The 14,310-nt window shown below is 70.2% G+C and carries 14 protein-coding genes; 6 read left to right on the top strand and 8 right to left on the bottom strand.

The features are described 5' to 3' along the window. Positions 1-14: 14 nt before the first annotated feature. From hcaB to MB828_RS07445, 6 genes are read right to left on the bottom strand one after another with little or no spacing between them, the layout of a single operon-like run. Positions 15-851, bottom strand: a complete 837-nt coding sequence (gene hcaB, locus MB828_RS07470) for a 3-(cis-5,6-dihydroxycyclohexa-1,3-dien-1-yl)propanoate dehydrogenase (RefSeq protein WP_301647464.1) — start codon at positions 849-851, stop codon at positions 15-17. Beyond that, a complete protein-coding gene (locus tag MB828_RS07465) occupies positions 848-1,714 on the bottom strand; it encodes an alpha/beta fold hydrolase (RefSeq protein WP_301647463.1) in 867 nt (288 codons plus the stop codon). The genes hcaB and MB828_RS07465 overlap by 4 nt, the downstream gene beginning before the upstream one ends. 20 nt (positions 1,715-1,734) lie before the next feature. Continuing rightward, a complete protein-coding gene (locus MB828_RS07460) occupies positions 1,735-2,355 on the bottom strand; it encodes a 3-phenylpropionate/cinnamic acid dioxygenase subunit beta (RefSeq protein WP_301647462.1) in 621 nt (206 codons plus the stop codon). 2 nt (positions 2,356-2,357) lie between these two features. Then, the gene (locus MB828_RS07455; protein WP_301647461.1) at positions 2,358-3,572 is read right to left on the bottom strand and encodes an NAD(P)/FAD-dependent oxidoreductase; all 1,215 of its coding nucleotides are present in this window, start codon (positions 3,570-3,572) and stop codon (positions 2,358-2,360) included. Next, positions 3,569-3,910, bottom strand: a complete 342-nt coding sequence (locus MB828_RS07450; RefSeq protein WP_301647460.1) for a non-heme iron oxygenase ferredoxin subunit — start codon at positions 3,908-3,910, stop codon at positions 3,569-3,571. The genes MB828_RS07455 and MB828_RS07450 overlap by 4 nt, the downstream gene beginning before the upstream one ends. Continuing rightward, positions 3,907-5,253 (bottom strand): SRPBCC family protein, encoded by a 1,347-nt coding sequence (locus MB828_RS07445; RefSeq protein WP_301647459.1) that lies wholly within the window; start codon positions 5,251-5,253, stop codon positions 3,907-3,909. The genes MB828_RS07450 and MB828_RS07445 overlap by 4 nt, the downstream gene beginning before the upstream one ends. A gap of 101 nt (positions 5,254-5,354) precedes the next feature. On the opposite strand from MB828_RS07445, the gene MB828_RS07440 reads away from it, so the two are divergent. Genes MB828_RS07440 through dmpG form a run of 5 tightly spaced genes read left to right on the top strand, consistent with a single transcriptional unit; the run spans position 5,355 to position 10,042 of the window. Continuing rightward, positions 5,355-6,338 carry a zinc-binding dehydrogenase gene (locus tag MB828_RS07440; RefSeq protein ID WP_301647458.1) on the top strand — a complete coding sequence of 328 codons (984 nt, stop codon included), beginning with the start codon at positions 5,355-5,357 and terminating at the stop codon, positions 6,336-6,338. Then, positions 6,335-7,282: a 3-carboxyethylcatechol 2,3-dioxygenase gene (locus MB828_RS07435; protein WP_301647457.1), complete on the top strand. Its 948-nt coding sequence runs from the start codon at positions 6,335-6,337 to the stop codon at positions 7,280-7,282. The genes MB828_RS07440 and MB828_RS07435 overlap by 4 nt, the downstream gene beginning before the upstream one ends. Beyond that, the gene (locus MB828_RS07430) at positions 7,279-8,085 is read left to right on the top strand and encodes a 2-keto-4-pentenoate hydratase (protein ID WP_301647456.1); all 807 of its coding nucleotides are present in this window, start codon (positions 7,279-7,281) and stop codon (positions 8,083-8,085) included. The genes MB828_RS07435 and MB828_RS07430 overlap by 4 nt, the downstream gene beginning before the upstream one ends. Further along, positions 8,082-9,026: an acetaldehyde dehydrogenase (acetylating) gene (locus MB828_RS07425; protein WP_301647455.1), complete on the top strand. Its 945-nt coding sequence runs from the start codon at positions 8,082-8,084 to the stop codon at positions 9,024-9,026. Before MB828_RS07430 ends, MB828_RS07425 begins: the two co-directional genes overlap by 4 nt. Beyond that, complete coding sequence (gene dmpG, locus MB828_RS07420; RefSeq protein ID WP_301647454.1) at positions 9,023-10,042, top strand: 4-hydroxy-2-oxovalerate aldolase; 1,020 nt, start codon at positions 9,023-9,025, stop codon at positions 10,040-10,042. Before MB828_RS07425 ends, dmpG begins: the two co-directional genes overlap by 4 nt. Positions 10,043-10,163: 121 nt before the next feature. Here the strand turns inward: dmpG and MB828_RS07415 are convergent, their stop codons facing one another. Beyond that, positions 10,164-10,976, bottom strand: a complete 813-nt coding sequence (locus MB828_RS07415; RefSeq protein WP_301647453.1) for an IclR family transcriptional regulator — start codon at positions 10,974-10,976, stop codon at positions 10,164-10,166. A gap of 106 nt (positions 10,977-11,082) precedes the next feature. On the opposite strand from MB828_RS07415, the gene MB828_RS07410 reads away from it, so the two are divergent. Further along, entirely contained in the window at positions 11,083-11,709 is a 627-nt protein-coding gene (locus tag MB828_RS07410) for a helix-turn-helix domain-containing protein (protein WP_301647452.1), read from the top strand. A gap of 666 nt (positions 11,710-12,375) precedes the next feature. On the opposite strand, the gene MB828_RS07405 is transcribed toward MB828_RS07410, so the two are convergent. Next, positions 12,376-14,310 (bottom strand): hypothetical protein, encoded by a 1,935-nt coding sequence (locus MB828_RS07405; RefSeq protein ID WP_301647451.1) that lies wholly within the window; start codon positions 14,308-14,310, stop codon positions 12,376-12,378.

Below are 14,310 nucleotides of genomic sequence, written 5' to 3'. Positions count from 1 at the left end.
GCTCCTCGTCGAGGTCAGAGGTGGTCGCCGCCGGCGGCGGTGGCGAAGCCACGGACGCCGATCCCGCCGTCGACGGAGATCGCCTGACCCGTGATGGGGCCGCTCTGCTCGCGAGCGGCCAGCAGGACGTACGAACCGGTGAAGTCGCGCGGGTCGGTGCTGGAGTCGTGCAGGGGAATGGGGGGCGGCGGGGCGTCCGGGCTCTTCTTCGCGAACGAGGCCGACAGGGAGCGGTCGTTCAGGTCGAGGGACTGGGGGCCGCGCAGGTCAGTGTTCATGCCGCCGCAGGCGACGCCGTTGACCCGGACCTTGGGGGCCAGCTCGTAGGCCAGCTCCTTCATCAGACCGAGGCAGGCGTGCTTGCTGGCGGTGTAGAGGGGGCCGCCGCCGTTGACGTAGAAGGAGGCGTTGGACAGCGTCATGACGATGCTGCCACGCGTCTTGACCAGTTCCGGCCAGGCCGCCTCCGCCGCGAGCACGTAGCCCTTGACGTTGACGGAGAAGATCTCGTCGAAGGCGGAGTCGAGTTCCCGGCCCGACAGGCGGGTGAGCTGGCGCTGGTAGTCCCACACCCCCGCGTTGGCGACCAGGGTGTCGAGCTTGCCGAAGCGCTCCACGGTGGCGGCGACAGCGGCGTGCAGGGCGTCGGAGTCGCGTACGTCGGCGGCGACGGTGTGGAAGCGGTCGGGCGCAGGGGAGGCCGCGGCGACCTCGTCGAGGCGCTTCTTGTCCCGGCCGATGACCGTGACGGAGGCGCCCTCGGCCACGAAGCGTTCGGCGACCGCGCGGCCGATGCCGGATCCGCCGCCGGTGATCAGGGCGCTGTAGCCCTCCAGCCAGCCGCCGCTCACGCCCGCTCCTGGCTCTCGGCGAGGAAGCCGGTGACCAGGCGCTCGAACTCGCGGGCGCGTTCCAGCTGCACCCAGTGGCCGCAGCGGCCGAAGACATGCAGTTGGACGTCGCGAATCTGCTTGAGCATGAGCTGGGCGCCGTCGAGGGTGATGGTGCGGTCGTCCCGGCCCCACAGGAGCAGGGTCGGTGCCTTGATCTTGTGCAGATCGCGCCAGAGCGGGTCCATGCCGCCGCGCTTGGCGAAGGCCGCGTTGTAGAGGTGGTAGAAGGCGATGTGGCTGTCGTCGAGGGAGGCCTCGTAGCGGGCCTTGACCACGTCGCGGCCGAACTGCTTGTGGTCGAAGACCATGGTGCGGATGAACGCGCCCATCTTCTTCTCGCTGGGGCCGGTCCCGTTGTAGTAGCGGAACATCTCCTTCTGGCCCTCGGTCGGGGTGGGCCCGAAGGGCAGCCAGCCGCCGCCGGGCGCCATCAGCACCACTCGTGTCACCCGCTCCGGCCGCTCCTGGGCCATGGCGATGGCGGCGGCGCCGCCGAGGCTGTTGCCGAGCAGGTGGAAGGTGTCGATACCGAGAGAGTCCAGGGCCTGGTAAAGGGCGTCGACGGTGATCTTGGTGATGGACCGCTCGTCCAGGTCGGCCTCGGTCGGGCGGTAGCTGCCCCCGAAACCGGGCTGGTCGGGCAGGACCACCCGGAAGTACCGGGTCAGAGCCGCGAGATTCTGGTGGTAGTTGCTCACACCGGAGGCCCCCGGGCCGCCGCCGTGCAGCATCACCAGCACGGGCCCCTCACCGGCTTCGGCCACGGCGATCTCGCCGAGCGAGGTGGCCACACGGTGTTGCTTGAGTTCGAGGTCGGTCACGACACGTCCCGTCGGAAAGGTCAGAAGAAGGTGGAGATGTTCTTGGCCAGCAGGATGTTCTGGTCCAGCAGGACGGTCCGGCGCGCCACGCGCAGGCCGTCCGGCGTGCGGCGCAGGATGTCGGTACGGCCGCCGGCGAACACGTTCTCCTCGCGCTCCAGGCGGTTGCGGTAGACGAGGAAGGCCGAGCGGACGTGCAGGTCGTCGGCGCTGAAGTCGGGATTGTCCTCCGGGTCGACGTGCCGGACCAGCACGTTGGTGACCAGGTGCCGGGTGCGGGAAGGCGGGTCCTCGGCCCAGGCCATGCCGGAGTCGAAGCGGCGGATCCGCCAGGCCAGGCTCTCCTTCGTCTCGTCGTAGAAGGCGGCCTCGCCCCGAGCGGCCACCGACAGCGCCTGCTGGCGGCGCAGCCGGTTGGTGCGGGTCGGCATCCAGTAGTCGAGGTCGTCGGCGAGCAGGTCCAGCCAGTCGGTGTAGCGGCCTTCGTCGAGGAGATCGGCCTCCTCGTAGTAGAACTGCTCGACCTCGAAGTGAATGTCGAGGTCGGCCCGTGCTCCGGCGCGGGAGGTGCTGGCGCTCACGGTGTCGTTCGGTCCCTTCTGCGCGTCGGGGTGGCCCTGGACGGTTCCGGTGTGCGGCACGGTCAGCCCCGCAGCAACGAGCGGAGGTTGACGGACGGGTCGGCGAGACGGCCGGGATCAGCCGGGATGCGCCGGTCGATCAGGCGGCGGGCCGCACGCACGGCGGCGGCGTCGTCGACGGCGGCCGCGGCGACCACGAGTCCGTCGCGCAGACCGAACACGGCGAAGGACGGGTCGTCGTAGGAGCCGCGGACAACGGTGTGCGCGGCGGACTCCAGGTGGCCGACGCCCTCGATGTGCAGGCCGTGCCGGTAGGTCCAGAACCAGGAGGCCGTAGTCTCCGGCAGCGGCCTTCCGAGGATGGTCGCCGCCGCGCGGGCTCCGTCGTGCTGGGCCGCCTCCCAGTGCTCGGCGCGGGGCAGGAGCACACCGTCGCTCCGCCGGGTGCGTGCCGGGTCGCCGACCGCGAGGACGGCCGGGTTGGACGTCACCTGCCCGGTGTCCACCAGGATGCCCCGGTCGACCGCGAGTCCGGCCCGCTCGGCGAGCGTGGTGTGCGGCACCATGCCGACGCCGAGCAGGACGGCGTCGTAGGTGTGCGCCGGGCCGCCGTCGGCGAACTGGGCCTGGATCCCGGTGGCACCGAGGTCGGTGAAGGCCTCCACCACCGTCTGCCGGGTTGTGACGCCGTTGCGGGGGTGCAGGCCGTGCACCCATGCGGCGAGTTCGGGCCCGAGGACGGCGGCGAGCGGTACGGCCAGCGGGTCGACGAGGGTGACCTCGCAGCCCAGGCGTACGGCCGTGGAGGCGCTCTCCGCGCCGATCAGCCCCGCGCCGACGACCAGGAGACGGGCGCCGGGCACCAGTGCGGTCCGGAGCCGGTCGGCGTCCTCGGCGGTGCGCAGCACATGGACGCGCGGGCTGTCGGCGCCGGGGATCGGCGGGCGGGCGGCGCCGGCACCGGTGGCGAGGACGACGCGGTCGGCCGGCAGCAGGGTGCCGTCGGAGAGTTCCAGCTTGCCCTCGGCGGGCCGCAGCGCGGTGACGGTGGTGCGGTTGACGAGGCGCACGCGCTGGTCGTCGTACCAGGACGGGGGCTGGAGGGCGATCTGTTCCAGGGTCCTGGCGCCGGACAGGAAGTCCTTCGACAGCGGCGGGCGGTCGTAGGGAAACTCGCCCCCGTCGACGAGGGTGACCTCGCCGTCGTAGCCCTGGGAGCGCAGGGCTGCGGCGGTGCTGACGCCCGCGATGCCGCCGCCGACGATCACGACGCTCACGGCTGCTCCCCGGGGAAGAGCCAGACCTCGCCGTCGCGGACCTCGACCCGGTGCGGGCAGGCGTTCTTCGTCGCCGGCAGGCCCTGGACCTCACCGCTCTTCAGGCAGAACTTGCTGGAGTGCAGGGGGCATTCGACGAAGCCGTCCTCGACCCAGCCCTCGGCGAGCGAGGCGGTCTCATGGGTGCACGTGTCGTCCAGCGCGTAGACGCTGTCGTCGGTGTCGCGCAGCAGGGCGATGTTGTCGGCGGTGCCGGTGATCGCCTTGTCGACGGCGATGCCCTCGCCCTGCGGGATGTCGGCCAGGGCCGCTACCCGGATGCCGTTGCCGTCGCTCATGCTTGCTCCTCGTGCCATGCGGGGGTGTTCATCAGCTCGCGCCAGCGGCCGTAGAAGGCCCGTCCGGCGGCGTCGCTGTACAGCTCGCTGGTGGTTCCGGGGTGACGGCCGTCCTCGCGCTCCGAGCCCAGGCCCATCTGGTAGTTGAGGGCCACGCCGTTGGTGATGAAGCCGTTCGCGACGGCCTGCACCTCGGACCAGTTCTCGCCGTCGTCCTGCTCGAAGATCCCGCTGGGTCCGAACGTGCGCAGGTTGTACAGGCGCTGGGCCTCGCGGACCTCTTCCGGCATGGACTTGTCGACGATCGTCCAGGCCCACACCTCCATCCGGTCCGGGCCCTTGGGGTGCCAGACCCGGATGGAGCCGTTGACGGGGAGGTAGGAGAAGTTGGGGAAGACCGTGGCATGGCCGTTGGTCAGCGGCCCCTCGACGCGGGCCTCGCCGAGGCGCTCGCGCAGGGCATCGTAGTCCGTCCACTTGTGCACGGTCTGGGCGTCGAAGCGGTTCCTCGGGTGGACCGGGAAGCCGGCGCCGTTGCCGTTCACGTCGGAGTACTGACGGCCGGTACGGTGCACGACCTCGTCCTTGGGCTTCTTGCCGGCCGGCGAGAGCACCATGAGCGCCGAGGCGTGGCTCATGTTCACGTGGTACCAGTCGGTGGCGAACTGCTCCGCCGCCAGCTTCCAGTTGCCCTCCAGGACCCACTTGTGGACGCCGCCGACGACGACCGTGCCCTGGTCGTCGTGGTCGAGCATGGCGTCCATGTACCAGGCCATGTCGCCGAGCGACTCGCGCAGCGGGACCGCGTCCGGGTTCCAGGTGCCGAAGACCAGCCCGTGGTAGCTCTCCACGTGCGGGACCTCGACCAGTCCCCACTTCGTCTCGTCGAAGTCGGCAGGGTAGCCGTCCTTGTTCGGCACGCTCACCAGGGAGCCGTCCAGGTTGAAGGACCAGCCGTGGTAGGTGCAGGTGAAGTTGCGGGTGGTACCGAAGTCGGCACGGCACACGCGGGCGCCGCGATGCCGGCAGGAGTTCAGGTACGCGCGGATCCGGCGGTCGCGGTCGAGGGTGACGATGACCGGGTCCTCGCCCATGTACGTGGTGAAGAAGTCGCCGGGCTTGTGGAACTGGTCGGTGTGCGCCAGGAAGAGCCAGCTGGACGCGAAGACGCGGCGCAGCTCCTGCTTGTACAGGTCCTGGTCGGTGAAGATCACGCGGTCCAGCAGCCCGCCCTCGGTGTCGACGAGCCCGGAGACGTCGAGGGTGGGGGCCAGTCCGGCCGGGCGCCGCAGGGCCCCGCTCGGGGCCGGGGTGGCCGCGCCATGGGGTTCGATCGAGGTCATGCCCTCAGGCAACAGCAGCAGGTCAGAGCGGTTCCAACCGTCGTTCCGCAGAACGGAACACGAGCTGTCGGCGGGCCCGCCTCGAAGGCGAACGTGAGGACATGCTTGCTGCAACCGCCGTCTCCCAGAGCGCGTCCGACCCCCTGTCCGGGCTCGTGATCGGGGACGTTCCCAAGCCCGAGCCGAAGCCCGGCTGGTCCCTGGTCCGGGTCGTCGCCTCGTCGCTGAACATGCACGACCTGTGGACCCTGCGCGGCGTGGGCCACCCGCCCGAGCGGCTGCCCGTCGTCCTGGGCTGCGACGCCGCCGGGTACGACGAGGACGGCAACGAGGTGCTCGTCCACCCGGTGATCGCCGACCCGGACGCCGGGCTGGGCGACGAGACCCTGGATCCGGGCCGTGCCCTGCTCTCCGAGCAGCACGACGGCGCCTTCGCCGAGTACCTGTCCGTCCCCACCCGCAATCTCGTCCCCAAGCCGTCCTGGCTCACCTTCGACGAGGCCGCGTGCCTCCCTGTCGCCTGGGGCACCGCATACCGGATGCTGTTCACCCAGGCCGGCATCCGGGCCGGCGACCGGGTCCTGGTGCAGGGCGCCGGCGGTGGAGTGGCCTCGGCCGCGATCAAGCTCGCGGTCGCCGCGGGCGCCGTGGTCTACGCCACCAGCCGCAGCCAGGACAAGCGCGAGCAGGCCCTGTCCTGGGGCGCGCGGGCCGCCGTGGCCACCGGTGAGCGGCTGCCGGAGCGGGTGGACGTGGTGGTCGAGACCGTAGGTGAGGCGACCTGGTCGCACTCGCTGAAGTCGCTGCGGCCGGGCGGCACCGTCGTGATCGCCGGGGCCACCTCCGGCACCAACCCGCCCGCCGACCTCGGCCGGGTCTTCTACCTCCAGCAGCGCATCCTCGGCTCCACCGGCTGCACCCGCGGCGAACTGGTGTCGCTGCTCAAGCTCATGGACGCCACCGGAGTGCGCCCGGTGATCGACCGTACGCTGCCGCTCACAGAGATCCACAAGGGCTTCCAGCTCATGATCGACGGACGGCTCACCGGCAAGCTCGTCATCCACCCCCAGGGAGAACCCTCGTGAACGCCGCCGCCGTCGGCCTGTCCCACTCCCCCCTGATCGGGACGAACGACCCCGCCCCCGACGTCCTCACCGCCGTGGCGGAAGCCGTCGAGGAGGCCCGCTCCTTCGTCCACGACTTCGACCCGGAACTCGTCGTCCTCTACGCGCCGGACCACTACAACGGCTTCTTCTACAAGGAGATGCCGCCCTTCTGCCTGGCCACCGAGGCACACGCCGTCGGGGACTTCGGGTCCGCCGCCGGCCCACTCGCCGTGGACACGGAAGCGGCCCGGGCGCTGGCCAGGGGCGTCCTCGACCGCGGTGTCGACCTGACCGTCTCCGCCCGGATGACGGTCGACCACGGGTTCGTGCAGCCGCTGGAGGTGCTGTTCGGCGGGATCGACACCGTCCCGGTGGTCCCGGTCTTCGTCAACGGGGTCGCCACCCCGCTCGGGCCGGTCAGCCGCGTCCGGGCGCTGGGCACCGCGATCGGCGAGGCGGCGGCGGACCTGGACCGGCGGGTGCTGTTCCTGGCCTCCGGCGGACTCTCGCACGACCCGCCGGTGCCCGTCCTGGAGGGCGCACCGCCCCGGGTCGCCGACGCCCTCATCGACGGGCACCCGCCCACGCCCGAGCAGCGGGCCAAGGGCGAGCAGCGCGTCATCCAGGCCGGTCGTGACTATGCCGCGGGGACCAGCTCGATGATCCCGATCAACCCCGAGTGGGACAATCTGGTCCTGGACACTCTCGCGGGCGCCCGGCTCGCCGAGATCGACACGTGGCGCACCGAGTGGATGGGCAGGGAGGGCGGCGGCTCGGCGCACGAGGTCCGTACCTGGGTCGCCGCGTTCGCCTCCCTCGCCGCCGCCGGCGACTACCGGTTCGCCTCCCGGTTCTACCGGCCGATCCCGGAGTGGATCGCCGGGTTCGCCGTGGTCACCGCGGAGTTGGAGGCAGGACGATGAGCTCGACCGAGCGTGAAGCGGCGATCGTGGCGGCTGCCGCCAGGCTGGCGGCAGCCGCCGAAGGACACAACCCGTGCGCACCGGTGCGGGACCTGCTGGGCACCGGGGACCTCGAATCGGCCTACCGCGTGCAGCGGTTGCTGGTGGATCGGCGGCTCGGCGGCGGGGCCCGCGTCACCGGCCGCAAGATCGGCCTCACCTCCCCCGCGGTCCAGCGACAGCTCGGCGTCGACCAGCCCGACTTCGGGGTCCTCTTCGACGACATGGACCTCTCCGGACACGAGGTGCCCGCGGGTCTGCTGCTCCAGCCCAAGGTCGAGGCCGAGATCGCGTTCGTGCTCGGTGCCGACCTCGACTCGGACGAGCTCACCGTGGCGGACGTGCGGGCCGCCGTCGCCCACGCGGCTCCGGCGCTGGAGATCGTCGACAGCCGGATCGCCGGCTGGGACATCACCCTCACCGACACCGTCGCCGACAACGCCTCCAGCGGTCTGTACGTGCTCGGCGACGCCCGCCGCACGCTCGACGCGTTCGAGCCCCGCGAGACCACGATGCGCATGGCCGTCAACGGCGCGCAGGTCTCCGAGGGCGACGGCGCGGCCTGCCTGGGCGATCCGCTCAACGCGCTGCTGTGGCTGGCGCGCACCGCGCACGCCTTCGGCGACCCGCTGCGCGCCGGACAGGTGGTGCTCTCCGGCGCCCTCGGTCCGATGGCCGTCGTCACCGCCGGGGACCGCGTCCACGCGGAAATCTCCGGCCTGGGCACCGTGTCCGCGACCTTCATCGACAAGGACTCCGTATGACCAAGACCAAGGTGGCGATCATCGGTTCCGGCAACATCGGAACCGACCTGATGATCAAGATCCTCCGTACCTCGGACACCCTGGAGATGGCCGCGCTCGTCGGCATCGACCCGGACTCCGACGGCCTCGCCCGCGCCCGCCGGCTGAAGGTCCCCACCACGCACGAGGGCGTCGAGGGCCTGATCGCGCTCGACGGCTTCGCCGACATCGACATCGTCTTCGACGCCACCTCCGCCAAGGCGCACAAGGCCAACGCGGCCCGCCTGGAGCCGTACGGCAAGACGCTGATCGACCTCACCCCGGCCGCGATCGGCCCGTTCACGGTGCCGCCGGTCAACCTGGACGCCCATCTCGCGTCCGGCAACGTGAACATGGTGACCTGCGGCGGCCAGGCCACCATCCCGATCGTGCACGCGGTCGCGCGGACGACGCCCGTGCCGTACGCGGAGATCGTCGCGTCCATCGCCTCGAAGTCCGCCGGGCCCGGCACCCGCGCCAACCTGGACGAGTTCACCGAGACCACCGCGTCCGCGATCGAGACGGTGGGCGGGGCCGCCCGCGGCAAGGCCATCATCGTCCTAAACCCGGCCGAGCCGCCGCTGATCATGCGGGACACCGTGTTCTGCCTGGTCGGCGACGCCGACCACGACGCGATCCGCGCCTCGGTGGCCGACATGGTCGCCGAGGTCGCCAAGTACGTGCCGGGCTACCGGCTCAAGCAGGACGTCCAGTTCACCCCGCTGGCCGCCGACGAGCCGGTGCACACGCTGCTGCCCGCCGGTTCGCCGCCGGTCACCACGCGGGTGTCGGTGTTCCTGGAGGTGGAGGGCGCCGCCCACTACCTGCCCGCCTACGCCGGCAACCTCGACATCATGACCTCGGCCGCCCTGCGCACCGCCGAACGCATCGCCCAGCACGCGCGCCAGGAGGCCCGGGCATGACCACCGATCTCTACATCCAGGACGTCACCCTGCGGGACGGCATGCACGCCGTGCGCCACCGCATCTCCCCCGCCGACGTCACCCGGATCGTCGCCGCCCTGGATGCGGCCGGGGTGGACGCCATCGAGGTCGCCCACGGCGACGGACTGGCCGGCGGCTCGCTCAACTACGGGCCGGGCAGCAACACCGACTGGGAGTGGATCGAGGCCGCCGCCTCCGTCCTGGAGCACGCCACCCTCACCACACTGCTGCTGCCGGGCATCGGCACCATCGCCGAGCTGAAGCAGGCCTACGCCCTCGGGGTGCGCTCCGTGCGTATCGCCACCCACTGCACGGAGGCCGACGTCTCCGCCCAGCACATCGCCGCCGCACGCGAACTGGGCATGGACGTATCGGGGTTCCTGATGCTCAGCCACATGGCCGACGCCCCCGAACTCGCCCGGCAGGCCCAGCTCATGGAGTCCTACGGCGCGCAGTGCGTGTACGTCACCGACTCGGGCGGCCGGCTCACCATGGACGGCGTCCGCGAGCGGGTCCGCGCCTACCGGGACGTGCTCCTGCCCGAGACGCAGATCGGCATCCACGCCCACCAGAACCTCTCGATGGCGGTGGCGAACTCGGTCGTCGCCGTCGAGGAGGGCGTCACCCGGGTCGACGCCTCGCTGGCCGGGCACGGAGCGGGGGCGGGTAACTGCCCCATCGAGCCGTTCGTGGCCGTGGCGAACCTGAACGAGTGGAAGCACGGCTGCGACCTGTTCGCCCTCCAGGACGCGGCCGACGACATCGTCCGTCCGCTCCAGGACCGCCCTGTCCAGGTCGACCGGGAGACCCTCACACTCGGCTACGCGGGCGTCTACTCCAGTTTCCTGCGTCACGCCGAGGCGGCCTCCGCGCAGTACGGCGTCGACGTCCGGAGCATCCTCCTGGAGGTCGGCCGTCGTCGACTCGTCGGCGGGCAGGAGGACATGATCGTCGACATCGCCCTCGACCTGCTGGCGGCGGATCCAGCGGCCTGACGGCCCCGGCGCGCCGGCCGGTGCGGTCACGGGGCGGCGAAGGGCTGCGGGCGGCCACGGACGAATCCGTTCACGGCCGCCCGCGGCGGCGTCGGACCGACGCCTTGGGCCGGGCGGCCGCTCAGCCCTCCTGGTCCTGGGCCTGGGCCGGTCGGGGCCTGCGGTTCCGCGTGGGCCAGGCCCTGGACGCCTCCGCGGCGATCCGTCGCACGTCCGCGCTCAGCCGCCGGGTGTCCGTGCGGCCGCGCTGTCCGGCGACCGAGAGCGCGGCAACAGGCAGACCGCCCCGGTCGAGCACCGGCGCGGCCACGCAGACCAGCCCCGGCTGGTACTCCTCGTCGTCGAAAGCGACCCCGGTACAGCGGATCCGGTCCAGCTCCGCGGCCAGTTCCGCCGGAGTGGCGACGGTGCGCGGGGTGTACCGGCCGAGGGGCTCGCTCATGGCCCGTTCAGCGGCCCGTGAGTCGTAGGCCAGCAGGACCTTGCCGACCGCGGTGGCGTGTGCGGGGAGCCGGCCGCCGATCCGTGAGGGCACCGGAGCGCTGCGATGTCCGTAGAGTTTCGCCAGGTAGACGACGTGGGTATCGTGCAGCACCGACAGGTGGACGGTCTCGCGGGTGGCCTCGTACAGATCGGCCAGGTAGGGCAGGAGCAGGTCGCGGACGGTCTCTGAGCCCGGCGCGTAGACAGCCCGCCCGAGGTGGTGCAGGCGCTCCCCCAGCCTGTACTCGGTCCCGATCCGCTCCACCACGCCGTTGCGCTCGAGCATCCCGAGGACGCGGTGCGCGGTCGTCTTGCTCAGCTGAGCTCGTCGGGCCAGCTCGCTGACGCCCGTGCCAGCGCTGGTGCGGTCGCCCAGGGCGACGAGCAGACTGATGGCCTTGTCGACGGCTGCTCGGTCGTCACGCGAGGGGCCGACGAGAGTGGCAGTCATCTTTTCACCTCGGCTTCGGGGCAGCCGCGTCACTTTTACTGGACGCTTTGCCAACTTTTACGTGACAAGCATGCGAACGAAACCGGCGTTCGTCAACAATGACGGTATGTACATTAAAAGTGACACCCTCGCCCACGAGAACGACCTCGTGGCCCGCAACGTACGGCGGTTCCGCCAGGAACGGGCCATGTCACTGGGGGAACTCGCCCGACGCTCCGGCCTGTCCAAGCAGACGCTGTCGAAGATCGAGCAGGGGACGGGAAACCCGACCGTGGAGACCCTCTCTCTGCTGGGGACGGCACTCGACGTACCGGCACGCCGCCTGCTCACCGAGTGGGGCACGCCCGTGTACGTCCAGCGGCAGTCGGAGGGCGAGTGGATGGACACGGCCAACTGGAGTGAACGCATCCTTGACGAGACGTACGGCTCGGGCTACGTCCGCACCCTGATGCTACGCCTGGAGCGCGGGGACAAGGACCCCAGGCCGGTGGAGCCCCACACCGCGGGCACGCTTCATCATGTCTACGTCGTGACCGGCAAGCTCCGCACCGGGCCCCTGACCGAGCCCGTCGACCTGGCAGCGGGAGACTTCGTACGGTTCCCCGGCGACATCCCGCACCGGCACGTGTGCCTCAGCGAGCGAGTCGTCGCCCACATGGTCACGACGATCCCCCAGGTCCGCCAGTTCGGCCCGACCGTCACCAAGGGCGCGCCCTCCAACGACAACGCCTGACGACCTGCGGTCGTCACCGGACCCACCGTGCAGCAACTTCACGGCCGCGACGGGCGAACCCACAGGGTGCCGCCCGGACCACCTCTCCGTCCTCCCCCGCGAACACTCTGAGCACGGCGGGGACGCTTCTTCCGTTCCAGCCAAGAGGTGGGGGCGGGATCTCGGATCCCACCGCCGGCAGGCGGCGAAGTTCACGACTCACGGCAAGGAAGGCGGACGAGGTCACGCACTGCGCGGCCGCGTCTCACCCGCTCTGTACGAGTGATGACATCGCCTTCCGAGCCGCACGACGACGGGACCGACGGGGGCAAGTGAGCCGTAACGGCGACCGTTCGTCGGCATCTACGGCTGGCCAGCGTCAGACCCGATCTGCCTGCAGCGCGCCGTCTCTTCGCGTGGGGTGAACGCAACGGCCGCCGAGAAGTACAGGCGCCGAACGACTACACCCTTGACCCCTCGGTCGTCGTTGTTCCGGCTGATGCGTTCGCGCAGTTTCACCAGGCCTTCGCGAGCGCCGATATACCTCGCCGACGTACCGCTTCCCGCCCACCATCGAAAGGCACGCCCACGACCGACCGGGACGCCGCCCGCATCCTGCTGCCCGCGGCGAAGAGCCGCATGCGGCACAGCCAATGCATGAGTCTGGGGCGTCACCCATCGGCGTCGTCAGGCCTCGTTTTCGGCTCTGTGCGTGTGTTCGGGGCCGGGGTGGGCTACGCCAGGGACGAGCGGATTGTCGTAGCCAAGTTCGATCTTGCCGAAGGCTGTACTGGGAATCGGGGCCGAGTCGTTGTCAGCGATGATCAGCTGAACCTGAGAAGCATGGACCTCTACGAGTGTTCGAAAGCGCTGGTAGATCCGTTGGCCGCGGGCTTGGTCGTCGAGGTTGCTCCCGGATGCCTTCCTCGGGGAGTCAATAATCAGCAGCGACGGCACCCGGACGTCCGGGTGCGTTACGCCGAACTCCCGCAGAGAGAGGCTATACGCAACGTTGATACAGGTCACGATGCCCCCTCCGTCGGCCTGAAGCCTCTCGAACGAGACGTGGTCGACCACGGGCAGATACGACGACGGGTCGATGGTCGCGGACTGGATCCACGGCGCAGGACGCAGCTGCGAAATCATCGCGTTGAAGTTTCGGCCTAGGTCGGAAACGAGGGTCTGTCGCGCAGCAAGGTCAGCCGAACGGGCCTTCCTCTCGGCAGTTGCCCGAGTTCGCTGTGCTTTGATGTCCCGGACATCCCGTTCGATCGCGTGTACACGAGCCCACGCATCCCGCAGCTGGGTGACAGAGTCGATGGCCGCTCGGAGCGAGGCGGCTCGGGCGCTCGCGTCTGCGATGGCGTCAAAGCGGGGTGCCACGAGGTCGCGGGTCTGCGCGTCGAGTTGGCGGCGCAGACTGTGGGTGAGGAAGTCGGTCTGCTGGGGTCGTTGTTGGGCGGACTCCAGAACATGGTTATCGGCTTGGAGCACGGCCTGGGCGTCCTGGAGCTGAAGTTCGAGGGCCCTTCGGGTATGCGCGATCGCGGCGGGATCGACGTCTTCGTCGTGGGGGTCGTGCTGCAGACAGACCACGCAGTGGTCCTCTGGGACGGGACGCGTGCTGAGGCGCTGCATGCAACGTGGGCAGACAACGAAGTCGAAGGGAGACAGCTTCTCAATAGCGGTGGCGGAGCGGTCGAGCCGGGACAGGTCGAGCTCGACCTGGGCGACGACCGCGGCGCGGGCCTCCACAAGCTCTTGTGCCGCGAGGACTTCCTGTGCTGCCTCGCGAGCGCTGTCGACTGCCGCACGCAGCTCTTGGCGGAGGATTGCGTCAGCGGCAGTCCTTTCCTCCAGTTCGTGGCGCAGGGACGCCAAGGCAGCTTCGGCGCGCTGCAACATGTCGCGAAGACTCGCGAGCTCAGCTTGCAGCTGGTCCTCGGTGCGCGCATCGGTCGCGCCGAGGAAGTTCCGGACGCTCTCGTACTCGGCCGCCTTCTTATGAAGTTTTTCCTTCAACTCGCCCAACTGGCGGCTGAGTTCCAGTACAGCACTGTCGGTGAGTGCGAACATCAACTTGAAGAGGGCGGTGCGTTTGGGCTTGAACCAGGTGTCGAGGTGTCCCACAACTTCTCGGTCGATGTTGCGTGCTTCGCGGTACACGTAGGCGAAGAGGTCCGTGAATTTGAGGTCGCGCGTGGTGGCTTTGCCGTCACGGCTGGCAGGGATCGTCTCGCGAGGGAAGTCGAGGGTTGCCAGAAGATAGTCCGACAAAGGTGGCAGGTCGCCACCCGATTCCACGGCGAAGGTGCCACGCGTACTCAAGGTGGCGGGGTCTAGGACATCGACCTGGTCGGAGCGGGCGTCGTTCACAGTTCGCTTCAGAACCAAGTGGGCCCCGCCGACGAAGACCTCGGCGCGAGTGGAGAGGACATGGTCGCGGACGGCTGGGGTCAGTACGGCTTTGCCGCCTACAACATGCTTGAGCAGCATGAGGAGGCTCGACTTGCCGGTACCGCTGGGACCGCTGACCACGGTGGCCGGCCCCTCAAAACGGTAGGTCTCCTCGGCGTTGGCTGTAGTGACGGTGAGGGAGCGGAAGCGAAGGTGGACTGCCAT

The sequence above is a fragment of the Streptomyces arenae genome (genome assembly GCF_022343545.1).
GTDB lineage: Bacteria > Actinomycetota > Actinomycetes > Streptomycetales > Streptomycetaceae > Streptomyces > Streptomyces humi.
This window is presented reverse-complemented; position numbering and strand designations above follow the sequence as displayed.